Source organism: Burkholderia sp. Ac-20345 (assembly GCF_017104825.1).
Lineage (GTDB): Bacteria > Pseudomonadota > Gammaproteobacteria > Burkholderiales > Burkholderiaceae > Burkholderia > Burkholderia lata_B.
In genome coordinates this window covers 42377-59946 of the sequence record NZ_JAAGPO010000050.1, presented here as the reverse complement: position 1 = coordinate 59946, position 17570 = coordinate 42377, and the positions used below count along the sequence as shown (strand labels likewise).

15 protein-coding genes are annotated in these 17570 nt (G+C 67.0%); 4 read left to right on the top strand and 11 right to left on the bottom strand.

Annotated elements, in window-relative coordinates; translation table 11 throughout:
• Positions 1–204: 204 nt before the first annotated feature.
• Both G3O06_RS19585 and G3O06_RS19580 read left to right on the top strand, forming a co-directional pair.
• On the top strand, positions 205–2427 hold the full coding sequence (locus tag G3O06_RS19585) for a fimbria/pilus outer membrane usher protein (RefSeq protein ID WP_241020142.1): 2223 nt from the start codon (positions 205–207) through the stop codon (positions 2425–2427).
• Positions 2424–3386, top strand: coding sequence for a spore coat U domain-containing protein (locus tag G3O06_RS19580; RefSeq protein ID WP_174998195.1), 963 nt, complete (start codon positions 2424–2426; stop codon positions 3384–3386). The genes G3O06_RS19585 and G3O06_RS19580 overlap by 4 nt, the downstream gene beginning before the upstream one ends.
• Before the next feature lie 41 nt (positions 3387–3427).
• Here the strand turns inward: G3O06_RS19580 and G3O06_RS19575 are convergent, their stop codons facing one another.
• From G3O06_RS19575 to G3O06_RS19560, 4 genes are all read right to left on the bottom strand, one after another.
• Entirely contained in the window at positions 3428–3724 is a 297-nt protein-coding gene (locus tag G3O06_RS19575; RefSeq protein WP_205817177.1) for a hypothetical protein, read from the bottom strand.
• An 870-nt stretch (positions 3725–4594) separates the two neighbouring features.
• The gene (locus G3O06_RS19570) at positions 4595–5617 is read right to left on the bottom strand and encodes a histone deacetylase family protein (RefSeq protein ID WP_205817176.1); all 1023 of its coding nucleotides are present in this window, start codon (positions 5615–5617) and stop codon (positions 4595–4597) included.
• 41 nt (positions 5618–5658) lie between these two features.
• Positions 5659–6930, bottom strand: a complete 1272-nt coding sequence (locus G3O06_RS19565; protein ID WP_205817175.1) for a Zn-dependent hydrolase — start codon at positions 6928–6930, stop codon at positions 5659–5661.
• 31 nt (positions 6931–6961) lie between these two features.
• Positions 6962–8272 (bottom strand): MFS transporter, encoded by a 1311-nt coding sequence (locus G3O06_RS19560; protein WP_174915224.1) that lies wholly within the window; start codon positions 8270–8272, stop codon positions 6962–6964.
• A gap of 190 nt (positions 8273–8462) precedes the next feature.
• Here G3O06_RS19560 and G3O06_RS19555 point away from each other — a divergent pair, with 190 nt between their 5' ends.
• Positions 8463–9419: a LysR family transcriptional regulator gene (locus G3O06_RS19555; protein WP_011351555.1), complete on the top strand. Its 957-nt coding sequence runs from the start codon at positions 8463–8465 to the stop codon at positions 9417–9419.
• Positions 9420–9477: 58 nt separating this feature from the next.
• Here the strand turns inward: G3O06_RS19555 and G3O06_RS19550 are convergent, their stop codons facing one another.
• The 5 genes from G3O06_RS19550 to speB all read right to left on the bottom strand — a co-directional run bounded on the left by G3O06_RS19550 (position 9478) and on the right by speB (position 14675).
• Positions 9478–10548 (bottom strand): porin, encoded by a 1071-nt coding sequence (locus G3O06_RS19550; RefSeq protein WP_205817174.1) that lies wholly within the window; start codon positions 10546–10548, stop codon positions 9478–9480.
• A 160-nt stretch (positions 10549–10708) separates the two neighbouring features.
• A complete protein-coding gene (locus tag G3O06_RS19545; protein WP_205817173.1) occupies positions 10709–12139 on the bottom strand; it encodes a cytosine permease in 1431 nt (476 codons plus the stop codon).
• Between the two features lie 303 nt (positions 12140–12442).
• The gene (locus tag G3O06_RS19540; RefSeq protein ID WP_205817181.1) at positions 12443–13120 is read right to left on the bottom strand and encodes an SOS response-associated peptidase family protein; all 678 of its coding nucleotides are present in this window, start codon (positions 13118–13120) and stop codon (positions 12443–12445) included.
• A gap of 129 nt (positions 13121–13249) precedes the next feature.
• On the bottom strand, positions 13250–13714 hold the full coding sequence (locus tag G3O06_RS19535) for a GNAT family N-acetyltransferase (RefSeq protein WP_205817172.1): 465 nt from the start codon (positions 13712–13714) through the stop codon (positions 13250–13252).
• A complete protein-coding gene (gene speB, locus G3O06_RS19530) occupies positions 13707–14675 on the bottom strand; it encodes an agmatinase (protein ID WP_174915220.1) in 969 nt (322 codons plus the stop codon). The genes G3O06_RS19535 and speB overlap by 8 nt, the downstream gene beginning before the upstream one ends.
• Before the next feature lie 127 nt (positions 14676–14802).
• On the opposite strand from speB, the gene G3O06_RS19525 reads away from it, so the two are divergent.
• Positions 14803–15720, top strand: coding sequence for a LysR family transcriptional regulator (locus G3O06_RS19525; protein WP_205817171.1), 918 nt, complete (start codon positions 14803–14805; stop codon positions 15718–15720).
• A 24-nt stretch (positions 15721–15744) separates the two neighbouring features.
• On the opposite strand, the gene G3O06_RS19520 is transcribed toward G3O06_RS19525, so the two are convergent.
• Together G3O06_RS19520 and G3O06_RS19515 are read right to left on the bottom strand one after the other, a co-directional pair.
• A complete protein-coding gene (locus tag G3O06_RS19520; RefSeq protein WP_205817170.1) occupies positions 15745–16374 on the bottom strand; it encodes an NAD(P)H-binding protein in 630 nt (209 codons plus the stop codon).
• 146 nt (positions 16375–16520) lie between these two features.
• Positions 16521–17564: an AraC family transcriptional regulator gene (locus G3O06_RS19515; protein ID WP_205817169.1), complete on the bottom strand. Its 1044-nt coding sequence runs from the start codon at positions 17562–17564 to the stop codon at positions 16521–16523.
• Positions 17565–17570: the final 6 nt, after the last annotated feature.

Genomic DNA, 17570 nt, shown 5'->3' with positions numbered 1-17570 from the left:
TGACTGAAAAGAACGGGACATGGCTCGTATACATTGTTGTTTTTCTTCACTGACGCGGCGCCAACCAAGATCGACACGTTAGCTCAACACTCTTTCCCTACACGCCCCTCTTCCGTTCTGCCGGGCGCCGCGCGCGCGGCCGTCGTGGCCGGCGGCCTGCTCGCGCTCGGCTGCGCACGCGCGGATGAACCCACGGCACTCGTGATGACCGACAGCACGCACGACGTGATCCTCGAGGTCAGCGTCAACGGCGAAAACACGACGCTGCTCGCGCACTTCCGCGAACGCGACGGCCACCTGTCGGCGAGCGGCGCCGACCTGCAAACAATCGGCGTCGCGACCGACCGGCTCGGCATCGCGGACGCGACGACGGTCGACCTCGACACGATTCCCGGCCTGCGCTACCGCTACGACGCGGCGCGCCAGAGCGTCGACCTGCAGATGCCCGACACGCTGCGCCGGCCGTACGCGGTCGACAGCCGCGCGTTGCGGCCCACGCAGGCGGCCAGCGCGTCGCGCGGCGTCGCGATCAACTACGAGGCGTACGCGCAGACGCTCGGCGACCGGCAGTACTCGCTGTACACCGACGTGCGCTACTTCGATCCGGGCGGCGTGTTCGACACCACGGGCGTCGCGACCTTCTACAACGGCCGCCGGCGCTACACGCGCTTCGATACGTCATGGAGCCGCTCGGACCCGGCACGGCCGAGCACGACACAGATCGGCGACACGATCTCGGGATCGCTCGCGTGGACGCGCTCGGTGCGCCTCGGGGGCTTCCAGTGGCGTAGCAACTTCGCGCTGCGGCCCGATCTCGTGACGTTCCCGATCCCGTCGCTCGCAGGCTCCGCCGCCGTACCGTCGGCGGTCGACCTGTACATCAACAACGTGCGCCAGTACACGGGCAACGTGCCGAGCGGCCCGTTCATCATCCGCGACGTGCCGGGCATCACGGGCGCCGGGCAGGCGACCGTCATCACGCGCGACGCGCTTGGGCGCACCGTCGCGACGTCCGTGCCGCTCTACGTCGATACGCGCATGCTGTCCGCAGGGCTGTCGAGCTATTCGTTCGAAGCCGGCTTCCTGCGCCGCAACTACGGGCTGCAGTCGTTCGACTACGACGCGCGGCCGGCCGTCAGCGGCTCGATGCGGCGCGGCGTGACCGATGCGCTGACCGTCGAGGGGCACGCGGAAGCGACCGGCGGCGTGCTCAACACCGGCGTCGGCGCGCTGCTGCGGCTCGGCAATGCGGGCGTCGTGAGCGGCGCGGTCGCAGGCAGCGCCGGCCGCTATCCAGGTACGCAGGTGAGCGTCGGCTACCAGCTGATCGCACCGCGCTTCTCGATCAACGCGCAGACGATCCGCGCGTTCGGCCGCTACGGCGATCTCGCTTCGCGCGACGGCGCGACGGTGCCCGCGGCGACCGACCAGGCGACGCTCGCGCTGCCGTTCATGCACCGCCAGACGCTGTCGCTCAGCTATATCGGCTTCCGGCTGCCGCAAGGCCCGAGCACGCGGATCGGCACGGTGTCGTACACGCTGAGCTTCGGCGATCTCGCGTCGCTGAGCGTGAGCGCGTACCGCGACTTCGCGCAGCAGGGCACAAACGGCGCGTTCGTGTCGCTGAACATCGGGCTCGGGCGCAACACGTCGATCAATACGACCGTCGGGCGCCAGCGCGGCCAGTCGAACTACACCGTTGACGCGAGCCGCCCGCCCGACTACGGCGGCGGCTGGGGCTGGGGCGTGCAGACGGGCGGCACGGGCGCGGTGCCCTACCGGCAGGCACAAGTCCGCTATCTCGGTCATGCGGGCGAAGTCATCGCGGCCGCGCAGAACATCGACCGCCAGACCGGCGCATCGCTCGACGTCAGCGGCGCGCTGGTGTTCATGGACAGCAGTGTGCAACTGTCGCGCCGCATCTACGACGGTTTCGCGCTGGTATCGACCGATGGCGTCGCGGGCATTCCGGTGCTGCACGAAAACCGCGTGATCGGCACGACCGATCGCGCGGGGCACCTGCTCGTGCCCGACCTGAACGCGTACCAGAACAACCAGATCGCGATCGACTCGATGAAGCTGCCCGCCGATGCGCGGATCACGCGCACGTCGATGACGGTCGTGCCGCAGGCGCAATCGGGCGTCGTCGCGCAATTCGGCGTATCGCGCTATCGCGCGGCGTCGGTGATCCTGCGCGATACCGACGGCCGCCCGCTGCCGGCCGGTGCGCGCGTGCATCACGCCGAAAGCGGCGCGGATACGATCGTCGGCTACGACGGGCTCACGTTCATCGACGAACTGAAGGAGGACAACCACCTCGTGATCGACTACGGCACGCAACGCTGCGTCGCGGACTTCGCGTTCACCGCGCCCGGCAACGGCACACTGCCGACCATCGGGCCCCTCACCTGCCGGGCCGCGCCATGAGGCTCGCGCTGCTGGTCCTCGTTGCCTTCGTCGCGTGGTTCGGCTCGCCCCGTCACGCACAGGCCGAAAGCTGCACGGCCACCGCATCGGACGTGAGCTTCGGCTCGGTCAGCCCGATCTCCAACGCGCCGGTCGCCGTGACCGGCACGGTCGGCATCACCTGCACGTGGTCGACCGTCTCGCTGACGCCGAACGTGGTCGTATGCCTGAATCTCGGCGGCACGAGCCCGCGCAGCCTCGTCAACGGCAGCAACGCAATGCAGTACGACCTCTATCTCGACGGCGGGCATTCGGTCGCGTGGGGCTCCGTGTATTCCGGTACGACCCCGGCGTCCGTCACGCTCGTCAAACCCGCGCTCGGCACGAGCGCGTCCGCGACGGTCACCGTGTACGGACAGATCACCGGGAACCAGCCGACCGTGCCGACGACCGGCGACAGCACGACGACCTACTCGCAGACGTTCGGCGGCAACACGACATCGATCAACGCCGGGTTCTACCTGCTCGGTGCGCCAACCTGCGCGTCGCTGACGACATCGAACGGGACCTTCCCGTTCAGCGCGACCGCCAACGTCATCAACAATTGCAACATCAACGCGACCAACGTCAGCTTCGGCACCGCGAGCCTGCTGACGGGCACACTCGCGGCAACGGGTACGATCACCGCGCAGTGCACCAACGGCGACGCGTGGAAAATCGCGCTGAGCGGCGGCAACAGCGGCAACGTGACGGCTCGCCAGATGCAGCGCAGCAGCGGTGGCGGCACGATCGGCTACGGGCTTTACACGGACGCCACGCACTCGGTCGCATGGGGCGACGGCACGGGCGGCAGCGCGACGGTCACGGGTGTCGGCACCGGCACGTCGCAGGTCGTGACCGTGTACGGCGCGGTGCCGGCCCAGACCACGCCCGCGCCCGGCAACTACAGCGACATGATCACTGCGACGATCAGTTTCTAGCGTTCAGCGGCATGAGCGGGCGCACGCGCCGCGCGCGCCGTTCAGAACGTGACGGTCCATGCGGGCGGCGCGCCCGCGCCGACGCTGTGCGGCGCCGATCGCACATCGGGCAGCGGCGCGTGGCTGAGCACGAACGGCGTGCCGTGCATGCAACTGACGCGCGGCATGCCGGCATCGGCGGCGCCCTGCGACTCGCCGGTGCCGATCGTGCAGGTTTCCGGAATGGTGAGACTGACGCGCAACGGAATCGAGGGCTCCGTCGCGTTCGCGAGCGACCCGACGCCCGGCGCGGCGAGCGCGAGCGCGATCGCACCGCGTCTGATTTGGTCTGCTGTCATCGTGCGGCTCTCCTTCGTGCATTCATTCAGCATAGGCACGTATATGAACGCCCTGATTCAGCAAGCTGTCTTTGCCGACAACGGCCGTTCGGGCAACCCGCCCCTGGAATTGGTGACAGGCCGCGCTGTCTGCAGTCGGCCATCACCGGTCAGTGGCGAAAATCCCCGATTGCGGACATTCAAGATCGATGCAGTTATGCTCATGGTCTGAGTTGCCAATCCTCACGGAATTTTAATGGCCGTGATTCCCAAATTCATCTTCCGTAATGTCACTTGCCCGGGGGCCTTCGGCAATATGACGATCGGAGTCATGACGCACAGCAAGGAGTTTGAGAGCAAAACTGCTCTCGAAAACCAAAGTTATGCATCTTTCAAACAAAGCGGGAAATCGCAACGTATCCGACAGACCGAAGCTCGTGTACGTTGTGGCGCTGCCTCTGGTTGCCTACGTCGTCCTGACCACAGTCTGGTTTGAGTGGGGCACTCTCGAAGGCGCTCAGCTCTTCTCCATGGTCAAGCATCTGGCTATCGTTCTGTTTCTTGTTGCGTCGCTTTTCTTTTACTTGCGCGCGGGGTGTTGGGCCACCTTGGCGTGGTGCGCCTTCGTCCCGTTGGGACACTACGGCGCCCTGTTCAGAGAGTTCTCGTCAGTGGTGACCGGGGGGCCGTGGTCCTTGGCGGGAGTGGATATTGTTCGAATCCTTCTGCTATTCATTGCGTGCCTGCTCTCGGCAGCATTGGTGTTCGTGGTGCAATTTCGGTCACCGACTGCTGCCTGACAGTACGCAGCGGCGTTCATCTCATCGAATTATCGGCGTGCGTCCGGAAAACCTGCAACCGCACGCACGCGGTCGCACCCTGCAGCGCCGGTCAGCGCGCGGCGGCGAACCCGCCGAAAAACGCACGCGCATTCGCGTCGAGGCTGTCGAGGTGATAGCCGCCTTCCTGCACGATCACCGCCGGCAACCCAAGTGCGCCGATCGCGCCGCCGAGCCGCCCGAAACCCTCGGTCGTGACGGCCACCTGCGATTGCGGATCGTCCTTGTAGATATCGAAGCCGAGCGCGAGCACGAGCGCATCGGGCTGGAACCGCGCGAGCGCGCGCAGCGCATCGTCGAGCCGCTCGAAGAACGCCGACTCCGGCGCGCCGTGCGGCATCGGCAGGTTGAGGTTGAAACCGTCGCCGGCCCCCTTGCCCGTCTCCTCCTCATAGCCCGCGACGACCGGGTAGAAGTTGGTCGGGTCGCCGTGGATCGACACGTACAGCACGTCGTCGCGGCCGTAGAAGATCTCCTGCACGCCCTGCCCGTGATGCATGTCGGTGTCGAGGATCGCCACCCGGCGATGGCGGCCGAGCAGCGACTGCGCGGCGATCGCCGCATTGTTCAGGTAGCAGAAGCCGCCGGCCGCGTCGCGGCGCGCGTGGTGGCCGGGCGGCCGGCACAGCGCGTACGCCTCGCGCGCGCCGTCGTTGACGTCGGCCGCGGCCGCCAGCGCGCCCTGCGCGGACCAGTAAGCGGCACGCCACGTGTTCGCACCGACCGGGCAACTGCCGTCGGCAAGGTAGCGCGCGGCTTTCGCGAGCACGCCGCGCAGCGGGTTCGGGTCGCGCACGAACACGTTCGACATCACTTCGTCGCCCCAGTCGTCGGGCATCTGCTTCCAGTCGCGGTGCGCTTCTTCCAGGAAGCGCAGGTAGTTCATGTCGTGCACGGCCGCGATCGGTGCAGTGCCTCGGTCGGCCGGCTCGCGCACGTCGAAGTCGAGCGACCGGACGGCCGCGACGAGCCGCGCCGCGCGCTCGGGCACTTCCTGCGGTTCACGCATCTGGCCGCGCGACAGGTAGCTGCGCGGATGGTGCAGTAACTGCTCGGGATGGAAATAGGTTTTCATCGTTCGCCCTCGTCGGCTTTTCGATTTATCGGTTCGTCGCGTCACGCATCCTGCATGCTGGCCGCCACGGCAATGCCCGCTGCAACACCGGCGCGCGCGAGCACCGCATGAAGCAGCACGTTCGTGCCACGCGTCACGTCGTCGGGCAGCGCATCCTCGGCTTCGTTGTGCGACAGGCCATCGACGCACGGGATGAACACCATCGCGGTCGGAACGCTACGCGCGAGCAGGATCGCGTCGTGCCCGGCGCCGCTGACGATCCGCTCGTTCGTATAGCCGAACGCGGCGGCCGCCTGCGCGACCTGCTCGACGCAGTCGCGATCGAACGGCGTCGCCGGGCTGCGCCAGCAGGTTTCAACCGCGACCTGCACGCCACGCGCGGCGGCGACGCGTGCGCACACATCGCGCAATTCACGCTCCATAGCATCGACTTGCGCATCGTCGTGATGGCGAAGGTCGACCGTGAACGTCACATCGCCGGCAATGGTGTTGCGCGATGCGTTGCGGATGCCGAGCTGCCCGATCGTCGCAAGCCCGCGTGGCGCATAACCGGCGACGATCCGTTCGAGTTCGAGCGCCATCTGCGCGCTCGCGAAATACGCGTCCTTGCGATATGGCATCGGTGTTGTGCCGGCGTGCGCGGCCACGCCCGTCACCGTCACGTCGAGCCAGCGGATCGCCTGCCCGCCCGTGACGATGCCGATCGTCGTGCCGTTCGCCTCGAGCACGGGACCCTGCTCGATATGCGCTTCGAAGTACGCATCGACCGCGCCGCCCGTCGCACGCGTGCCGCGATAGCCGCATGCGTCGAGGGCCGCGCCGAGCGTGACGCCATCGGCGTCCTGCTTCGCGAGCGCATCGTCGAGCGGCAATGCGCCCGTGAACACGGCCGAGCCGAGCATCGCCGGAGCGAAGCGCGCGCCCTCCTCGTTGGTCCACGACACGATCTCGAGCGGCTTGCCGGTCGCGATGCCTGCGTCGTTCAGCGTGCGCACGAGTTCGAGCGCGGCGAGCACGCCATAGACGCCGTCGAAGCGGCCGCCTTCGGGCTGCGTGTCGAGATGGCTGCCGATCAGCACCGGCGCGGCCTGCGCATCGGTGCCGTCGCGCCGCGCGAACAGGTTGCCGACTGCGTCGACGCTCACCGTCATCCCCGCGTCGCGGCACCACTGCGCGAACAGGTCGCGCCCGCGACGGTCATCTTCGGTGAGCGCGAGGCGCCGCACGCCGCCGCGCGGCGTCGCGCCGACGCGCGCCATGTCCGCCAGGCTCTGCCACAAACGGGCGCCGTCGATTTCCAGCAGGTCTTTCATGTGCACTCCGGATGAATTCGTTCGTTGAGGTTCACTGCGAGCCGAGCGCTTCGGCGGCGGCCGGCCGTGCCGCGCGGCGCGCGTCGAGCGCGACGATGCAGAGCAGCGAGATGCCGGCGAGACACGTGTAGAACACCGCGAGCGGCCACCACTGGCCCGCGAAGCGATGCGCGAGCCACGTGCCGACGAGCGGCGTCAGCCCGCCCGCGATCGCGCCGCAGATCTGGTAGGCGAGCGAGATCGCCGAATAGCGCACGTGCGCGGGAAACACGTCGCTGACGAAACCGGCAATCACCGAATAGAAGCCGGCCATGCAGACCACCGCGAGCGCGATACCGGCGATCAGCGAAGCGGACGTGCCGCCCTGCACGAGCATGAACATCGGGTACGGCGACAGCATCGCGAGCAGCGCCGCGAGCTTCAGGAAGCGCGCGCCGCCGATGCGCTCGGCGGTCCACGCGGCGATCGGTTGCGCGACGAACTGGATGATCGCGACCACGAACAGGCTGTCGAGAATGAGCGATCGCGAGACACCGACGTACTGCGTCGTGTACGCGATCATGAACGTGTTCGTGAAATAGACGCCCGCGATGCCGATCGTGTTCGCGCCGATGCAGAGCGCCACGAGCCCCGACGCGGAGCGGAACACTTCCGCGACCGGCAGCTTCACCGTACGGTTCGTCTCCTTCACGCGTGCGAATTCCGGCGACTCGTTCACGCCGAGGCGGATCAGGATGCCGACCACGAGCAGCACCGAACTCGCGAGAAACGGCAGGCGCCAGCCCCACGCGAGGAAGTCCGCCTTGTCCATCGACGTGACCGCGCGAAACGCGATCAGTGACAGGATCAGCCCGGCCGGACTGCCGAGCTGCGCGAACGACGCGAAGAACGTGCGGCGCCCCTGCGGTGCATGCTCGCCCGCCATCAGCACCGCGCCGCCCCATTCGCCGCCGACCGCGATCCCCTGCACCACGCGCAGTGCGACGAGCAGCACCGGCGCGAGCATGCCGACCTTCGAATAATCGGGCAGCAGCCCGACGCAGACGGTCGCGACGCCCATCATCATCAGCGTCGTCATCAGCGCCTTCTTGCGGCCGATCCGATCGCCGAGGTGGCCGAAGATCACGCCGCCGAGCGGCCGCGCGAAGAAGCCGACCGCGAACGTCGCGAACGACGCCATCGTGCTGACGAAGCGGTCATGCGACGGGAAATAAAGTTCGCCGAACACGAGCGCGGCAGCGGTCGCGTAGATGTAGAAGTCGTACCACTCGATCATCGTGCCGATGAACGCGGCCGTCGCGGCGCGTCCCGGCTGGCGGGCGGAAGGAAGGGACTGGGTCATGCGGGCTCCTGACGCGCGCCGCTGCGGAGCGACGCACAATATCGTGTGACGGCCGTCTGTCGCGGCCTTGTGCCGCACGCTGCGGCACCCCTCCTTTATCGGCGACCGCAAATCATTAGTCAAATTTCAAGTTATTATTCACCGTATAAATTCAACTAATGTCAGCCTTGACGCCTCGCCCGGAGACCCGATGCGCCCCGACCTCGCCCCGTTCCTGAACGACCGCCTCGACTGGAACCTGTTGCGCACGTATCTGGTGATCATCCAGGAGCGCAGCGTGAGCCGCGCGGCCGCGCGCCTGCACGTCACGCAGCCGGCCGTGAGCCAGGCATTGCGGCGGCTCGAGGACACGCTCGAGCGCAAGCTGATCGAGCGGCGCGGCACGCACTTCGCGCCGACGCCGGCCGGCGAAGCCGTCTACCGGATCGCGAGCGATATCTACGGCGGCATCTCGCGCCTCGAAACCGAAATCGACGACAGCACGGCCGACCTGACCGGTTCGATCCGGCTCCTGACGGTGAGCCGCATCGAGTCACCCGTCTACGATGAATTCCTCGCGGAATTTCATCGCGCGTATCCGCGCATCGACCTGCAGATCGAAGTGATGCGCTCGTCGGACATTCTGTCTTCACTGCTGCAGAAGACGGCCACGGCCGGGCTCGGCCTGTGCCGCACGCCGCACGACAAGCTGGAGATGCGCTGCTTCCTGCGCCAGCGCTATGCGATCTACTGCGGCCGCCATCACCGGCTGTTCGGGCAGACGCAGCTGCGGATGGACGATCTGCTCGCGGAGAATTTCGTGTCGTTCACGAGCGACCAGATCGGCGACAGCCTGTCGCCGCTCACCGTGTTTCGCGACCAGAAGGGCTTCACGGGGCGCATCGTCGCGTCGTCGCCGAGCCTCGAGGAAGTGCGGCGGCTGATCTTCGCCGGCTACGGGATCGGCTGCCTGCCCGAGCACATCGTGCGCGACGACATCGCGCAGCAGCGGCTGTGGCGGCTGCCGCCCGACGACGGGCTCGTCGATGTCGACGTGTTCCTGCTGTGGCATCGCGACCGCAAGATGAACGCGGCCGAGCACGCGTTTCTCGACGCGATGGAGCGCTGCATGCAGCGCTATTCGCTCGCGGAGCGGCTGGGGAAGTAGCGGCGCGAACGCGCCCGTGAAATGCGCCGGGCGTGCACGGCCCGGCGCGTCGGCCTCGTCAGAACCGATGCACGATGCCGAGCTGCACGCCGCGTGCATTCGCACCCGGATACGCGAGCGGCAGGCCGGGGTTCGCCGCACCGGCGAGCGTATAGCCGGCCTGGTTGCGGTTGCGCAGGTACGACAGCGCGCCGTAGAAGCTCGTGCGCTTCGACAGGTCGTACTCGTACATCAACCCGAACTGGTCCGCATTGTTGCCTTGCGACGACTGGTCGTGCAGATACGCGTAGCCGAGCGCCACGTAGTTCGCGGGATTGAACTGGTATTTGACCGACAGCCCGTACACGCGCGAATCGATGCCGAAATCGGACCACTTCACCGCGGAGAAGCCGCCGTACACGGTTGCCTTGCCGATCTCGTACGACGCGCCGGCCATGATCGTGCGATCGGTCGTGGTCGCCGTTGCGTTCTTCAGCCACTGGCCCGCGACGAACGCGCCGAACGGCCCGTGTTCGTACGTCAGGTCGAACTGCTGGCTGGAGCCTGCCGAGCGCACGCCGCCCGCATCGCCGAACCCGAAGTACAGCCCGCCCTGGAAGCCCGCGATCTCCGGGCTCTGGTACGACAGCGTATTGCTGGTGCGGTAAGCGAACACGGTCAGGTTGTCCATGCCGGACGCCTGCGTGACGCCGCCGAACGCATCCTGCCCGCCCTGGTCGTTGAACAGCGGCGAATTCTGGCGGCCCGCGCGCACCTTGCCCCACTGCCCCGCGATGCCGACCCACACCTGCCGGTTGAACATGCTGCCGGAACTCGCCAGCGAGCCGTCGTTCGGGTTGAAGCCGTTCTCCAGCGCGAACTCGATCTTCTGCCCGCCGCCGATATCCTCGCCGCCCTTCAGCCCGAACCGGCTGCCCCACTGGCCGCCCGAATTGATCGCCGCCGTGTAGCCGTTGCCCGTATTCACGTACTGCGCGAACTCGTCGATCACGCCGTACAGCGTGACGCCGTCCTGCGCGAACGCGGCGCCCGGTCCGGCGACGCACGCCGCCGCGACCGTCATGCGAAGACCGGCGTGCACCATCCGCGCCCGGGAATTGCTTCCGCGGGCTGTCATTTGCTTAGTCATACTATTCAATAGTCAGAGAATGAAACGACACCGCATGCGGCAGTCACGCCGCACCGGTATCGCGGGAAAGGAAACGTGGGGAGAAGCCCGGCGCAGGCAGCGCCCGGCTCGCGCGACAGTCAGGCCGGCAGCCCGCCGGCCCGATGCGCGTGACGTGTCGTCAGTGGTGAACTTCGCCGCGTTCGAGCGGCAGGATCAGGCGTTCAGGAATGCTGCGGCGCGACGCGCGCGCACCGATGTAATACAGCACGGCCGGCACGACGAGGCCGAGAATCCACGAGATGTCGGTGCCGCCGAGCGCGTCGACGAGCGGCCCCGTGTAGATGTGCGTCGACATGAACGGCAACTGCACGAGGATACCGACCACGTAGATCGTGATCGCCATCACGTTCCAGCGGCCGTAGCGGCCGTCCGGATTGGACAGCGCCGGCACGTCGTAGCGCGAGCGCGTGAAGCAGTAGTAGTCGACCAGGTTGATCGCGCTCCACGGCGTGAAGAACGCAAGCAGGAACAGGATGAACGCGGTGAACTCCTTCAGGAACGAATGGCGGCCCGCGAGCGCGATGAGCGTCGATACGCAGATCATCCCGAAGATGTAGACGAGGCGGCTCTTCGACGACACGGCGTGCTTGCCGCGAAAGCCGCTGACGATCGTCGCCATCGACATGAAGCTGCCGTACGCGTTGAGCGCCGTCACCGTCACCTTGCCGAACGCGATGCTGAAGTACAGCAGCGCGGCCACGGCACCCGTCGAACCGAGGCCGACGATATACGACACTTCGTGGTGCGCGAACTGGGCGCCGGCAAGTGCTGCCGCGAACACGCCGAACACCATCGCCGCCTGCGCGCCGATCACCGAGCCCAGGCCGACCGCAAAGAACGTCGCGACCGACGACGTGGAACGCGGCAGGTAGCGCGAATAGTCGGCGACGTACGGGCCGAACGCGATCTGCCACGACGCGGACAGCGACATCGACAGCAGGAAGCTTGCGAGCGAGAAATGCTTGTTCGCGAGCAGCGCACCGATGTCGTGGTTCGCGAACAGCTGCGTGAACATGTAGACGAACGCGGCGATGCCGACCACGCTCGCGATCCGGCCGACCGCGTGAATCGCGCGATAGCCGAACACGGTCAGCACGACGATCACGGCCGCGAACAGCAGGATGCCGGCCGCGTCGTCGATATGCAGCAGTTGCGCGACGGCCTGCCCGGCCAGCACCGAGCCGCTTGCGGAAAAGCCGATGTACATCAGGCACACGAGCACGATCGGGATCATCGCGCCGTACACGCCGAACTGCACGCGGCTCGAGATCATCTGCGGCAGCCCGAGCTGCGGTCCCTGCGCGCCGTGCAGCGCCATCACGCCGCCGCCGATGAACTGGCCGAGCAGCAGCGCGACCAGCGACCAGAACACGTCGCCGCCCAGCACGACGGCGAGTGCGCCCGTGACGATGGCCGTGATCTGCATGTTGGCCGACAGCCACAGCGTGAACTGGCTCATCAAGCCGCCGTGGCGCTCGGCGTCGGGAATGAAGTCGATCGAACGTACTTCGATCAGGCCGCCGGCTTTTCCACTGGGATTCGTTGACACGGGGAAATCTCCAAAATACTCAGGATCACAAATGGTTTGAACGAGACAGGAAGCTGCGAGCCGCCCTTTCGGCTCGGCGGGTGCGGGGCGCCGTGGATCGCCGGCATGCGCCACGCACGCACGGTCTGCGCACTGGCGCGCAAGCGGCACGACGTGTGCCGACATTGCCAGCGGATGATCTTGTATATACAACTTGTGAGGTATCGGTGATTACCCGGTATCGGCCGATTGTCGAAATTGTCCGAATAATGGGGATACGTTCGACCCGTTCAGTCGAAAGTTGGATGTCGGAATAATGAAAGGTCAGGTGCGCGCGGGCGATGCCTGATCGGGCTCGGCCGTCATGTCGGCGGCGGGGAGCAGGTTCAGCATGCGCCGCGCCGCCTCGATGTCGCGCACGTGCAGCCATTCGTCGTAATCGTCGCGACGCAGGATCACGACGCCCCGCTTCTCTTCGCCGGGCCGATGCATCCGCGCGAACAGCGGGTGCGCGTCGGCGTTGACCGTGAGCATCGCCATGCCCACGCATTCGCGGCCGTCGCCGCCTTCGTAGCGCCGCCAGATGCCGGCGACGCAGCACGGCTGCCAGCCGTCGACGCCGATCCTGTGCCACACGTTGCGACCGGTTTCGTAACAGGGCTCGAAGATCCAGCGCACCGGAATCAGGCAGCGCTGGCCGTTGCGCCACGCGTTGCCGTAGAGCCGCGACGAGCCGACCGTTTCCGCCCGCGCGTTCACCGTATCGAGTTTCTTTTTCTTACGGCCGTTCTCGTCGAGCCGCTCGGGCTGCATGAATTTCGGCCAGAAGCCGAACACGGCCGCGACGACCTCGAGGCCATCGCCATCGGCGCACGCGACCGGCGCCGCGTAGTCGGGATACACGTCGGGTGCCCACGGGTCGCGGCGATACAGATCACCGATGCCGATCTTCAGCTCGCTGATGCCCGGGTCTTCGTCGGGGGCGCGGTAATGGGTGCACACGGCGGGGTGGACGATGAAGGCAATGTTTTCATCGTAGGTCAGCGCGGGTGGCACGGTCGCGCTATCGCTTGGTATGACGAAACAGTTTTACGCATCGACGATGCGCCGGGCTCCGCCCGACGCGTGCCGTCACACGTGCTGTCCGATCCGCAGCGTCAGGATTTCGTCGCCCGCTTCGTCGAACCTCCCCGTCGGCGTCCAGCCCAGATGTCGGTAGAAGCCGTGCGAGCGCGATGTCGGATCGGTCGAGCATCCAAGGAACAGCGACGCGAAACCGTTCGCCGCGAACTCGTCGATCACCTGCCGCAGCAGCCGCTTGCCGATCCCCGCCCCTTCGTACTCGGGCAGGATCGCAAGCACGACGATCTCGCCCGAATCGGTATCGCCGAAGCAGTAGCCGACCATGCGCCCGTTCGCGCAGCAGATGTGGCCCGAGAACAGGCCGTCGCGGATCCCGTCGCCCCAGCTTTCGACGGTGATGCCGAGGCCGCGCAACTGCGCCTCGGTGAATGCATTCTCGCGCGTCTTGCCGCGCAGTGCGATGCACGCGGCCGCATCGCCGGGAACGGCCCTGCGCCAGGTGAGTTCAGTCATCGTTCGATTTTTCCATGGTCCGCCGCCGGCGCGATGCATACAGGCAGATCAGCTCCAGTGCGATCGTCGCGCCGGCCAGCGACGTGATTTCCGCATGATCATACGGCGGCGACACTTCGACCACATCCATGCCGACCAGGTTGATGCCTTCCAGGTGCCGCAGGATCTCGAACGCCTGATGGCTCGACAGCCCGCCCGAAACCGGCGTGCCCGTGCCCGGCGCGAACGCCGGATCGAGGCAGTCGATGTCGAACGTCAGGTACACGGGATGTTCGCCGACCCGTTCGCGAATGCGCGCGGCCACCTCGGCGGGCGTCGACGCATGCACGCGGCGCGCATCCTGGATATCGAAGCCCATCGGCTCGTCGTTGGTCGTCCGGATACCGATCTGCGCCGATCGTTCGGGGACGACCCACCCTTCCCGCGCCGCGTGATAGAACATCGTGCCGTGATCGATGCGCTTCACGTCGCGGTCGGGCCACGTGTCGGTATGCGCATCGAAATGCACCAGCGACAGCGGCCCGTGCACCTTCGCATGCGCCTTCAGCAGTGGATACGTGATGAAGTGATCGCCGCCGAGCGTCAGCATCGCGCAGCCGCGCGCGAGGATCGCGTCGGCATGCCGCTCGATCGCGCCCGGCACCGATTCGGGCTGCCCGAGATCGAATGCGCAATCGCCGTAGTCGACCGCGGCCAGCACGTCGAACGGATCGAACGACCACGGCCACGGGCGCTCCCACGCGATGCCCGTCGATGCGATCCGCAACCCGCGCGGGCCGAAGCGCGTGCCGGGCCGGTGCGATGCGGCGGAATCGAACGGCACGCCGGTGATCGCGAGGTCGACGCCGTCGAGATCGCGGCTGAAACGCCGGCGCATGAAGCTCGTCGCGCCCGCGAAGGTCGGTTCGGCCTGCGTGCCGTAGAGGCTGTCGCGCGTGAAGGCGAAATCGTTCTGGCTCATCGTCGGATTCCTGTATGTCGGGGAACGGCCGCGCGGCTGGCGACCTCGTGCCCGATTCTGCCGTCACGGCATCCGACGAAAAATATGAACTAATATAAGCCGACTTCACGAAACGCGACGTATCGCCATGCTGACCCGATTGAGAGACATGGATGTGCAGTTGCTGCGGCTCTTTCTGACGATCGTCGAAAGCGGCGGCTTCAGCGCCGCGCAGGGCACGCTCGGAATGGCGCCTTCGACGATCAGCACGCACATGGCCAAGCTCGAGACGCGTCTCGGGTTCCGGCTGTGCGATCGCGGCAAGAGCGGTTTCCGGCTGACGCCGAAGGGCGACCGCGTGCTGCAGTCGACGCGGCGGCTCCTGCACGCGATGGACGTGTTCACACGCGATACGCAGCACGTGTCGGGCACGTTGCTCGGCGAACTGCGCATCGGGCTGTCCGAGCGGCTCGCACCGGACATCGTCGAATCGATCGCGGCAGGCGTCGGCCGTTTCCGCGAACGGGCGCCGGACGTGCTAATCGAGATGATCGCGGTACCGCCCGACGAGCTGGAGCGCAGGCTGCTGAAAGGCGAACTGCAGCTCGCGATCGGCTACTTTTCCGGCCACCAGGCCGGCCTGCACTACGCACCGCTATTCGTCGAACACCAGTCGCTGCACTGCGGCGCCCGGCATCCGCTGTTTGCGAAAAAGACCGTGTCGGTCAACGACATCGCGAACGCGAGCAACGTCGCGCGGCTCTACAAGACGAACACGTCGGGTGCGGCGCTGCGCAACGCGCAGCCGACCGCGTTCTCCGAAAACGTCGACGCCGACGTTATCTTCATTCTCTCCGGCGCGCATGTCGGCTTCCTGCCCGACCATGTCGCGGCGCCGTGGGTTGCCGCGGGCAAGATGCGCCGGCTGCTCGCGAGCAAGCTGAGCCACACGGTCGAATTCCAGCTCGCGACACCGCGGAACTGCGACGGCAGCGAAGCGCTGGACGCGTTCAGGGCGGCGCTCGCCGAACAGTTCGGCGGGCTCGACGGCTTCGCGGGCCAGTGACCGGCGCGTGCCGCCCGTTCCGCGTCAGGCGAGCCGATCCGACGCGATGACCTGCACACCCGGCCGCGCGTCGATCGCCGCGTCGAGCATCGCGCGCGCGATCCGCGACGCGGGATTCACGCGCCACTTCGCCGGCAACACGGGGCCGGCCACGTTCAACGCGAACACCAGCAGCCGCTCGCCGAACCTGAATTCGTCGCGGCTGCCGCCGATCAGGCCGGGCCGCACATAAGTGAGCGACGCAAACCCGACGCCGGCAAGCGCCTGCTCGACCTCGCCCTTCACGCGGCTGTAGAAGATGCGCGACGCCGGATCCGCGCCGAGTGCGGAATTCAGCACGTAAGCCGGTGTGCCGGAGCGATGCGCGAGCCGCGCGACCGCGAGCGGATAGTCGTGGTCGACGCGCCGGAATGCCGCCTGAGAGCCTGCGACCCGCATCGTGGTGCCGAGCGTACAGATCACGGCATCAGCATGCCACCAGTCGGCCACGTCGGGCAGATGATCGAAATCGACCTCGATCGCGCGCATCTTCGGGTGCGGCGACAACGGGCGGCGCGCGAGGACGATCACCTGATCGACCCGCGCATCGGCAAGCGCGACTTCGAGGACGTGACGCCCGACGAGTCCGGTCGCGCCGACGAGCAGCAATTTCATGTCCGGTTCTTCCGTGTGGAGCCTGCGTTGGCGGGCCGGGAACGGCCCGGTTTCCGGCTTCTCACATGATCGTCGGCCGACTCGGCGCAGACAACCACCCAACATCTCAAAAAATTACAGGGCGTACTTGCTTCACCAGGGGCGCGCTACGAACCCGACGCCGCCTGCCGCGACACGCTCGGCGCGACGCCCGTCCAGCGCTTGTACGCCTGCGAGAACGACGACATGTCGCTGAATCCCAGTTCCTGCGCGATTTCCTTGATCGACAGCCGTCCTTCCGCGATCAGCGCCTGCGCGCGGGTCTTGCGCACTGCGCTCGAAATGTCCCGAAAGCATGCGCCCTCTTCCTGCAACCGGCGCTTCAACGTGCGCTCGCTGGTGTTGAGCAGCGTCGCGATGTCCTTCAGCTGCGGCGGCCGGTCGAACGGGCGCGTGGCCAGGTATTCGTTCAGGAACGATACGAGGTCGACGCGCGTGCGCCTGCGCGTGATCAGTTCGGCGCACATGCGCTCGCACATCGCCGCGGTCGCGGCATTCGCCTGCGGCAACGGCCGCTCGAGATGCGCATGCTCGAACGTGAGCGTGCTGGCGGGCTGGCCGTGCCGGATCTTCGCGCCGAGCACCAGCTGCTTCGCGTCGGCGCCGGGGCCGGGGCCGGGGCCGAGGTCGGGGGCATACACGAGATCGAACGTCGCGAGTTCGAACGCGCTGCCGATCACGTCGCGCAGCACGCGGCACGTCGCCCCCATCGCGCGTTCGACGAAGAAGCGCTGCACGTTCGCGGCGAGCTCCGGCGACGCATCGAACTGAATCACGTCGTGCGGCCCGGCCCGGCGGAACGTCATCCCGACGAACGTATAGGTCAGCGCCAGGTAGCGGCCGGCGAGCGCGACCGCGTCCATGCCGGTCGCGCTGCTCAGCAGCCCGTACCCGAGCAGGCCGTACGCCGAAAGCTGGTACGACAGGCCAACCTTGAGGCCGACGCCGGCCTCGCCGGCGGTCAGGTCGAGCAGGTTCGACGCCACCGCCAGCTCCTGCGCGGCCAGCACCGTGAAATCCGGGTCGGCGAGCTGCTTCAGCGTGAGCTGCGAACCCTTGAGCAACGCCTGCGGCGCGATCTTACGATCGCGACCGAAGTCGATCATCAGCAGGACGGAAGCCGGGCTGCGGGCAAAGTTCCAGACATTCATCAGACG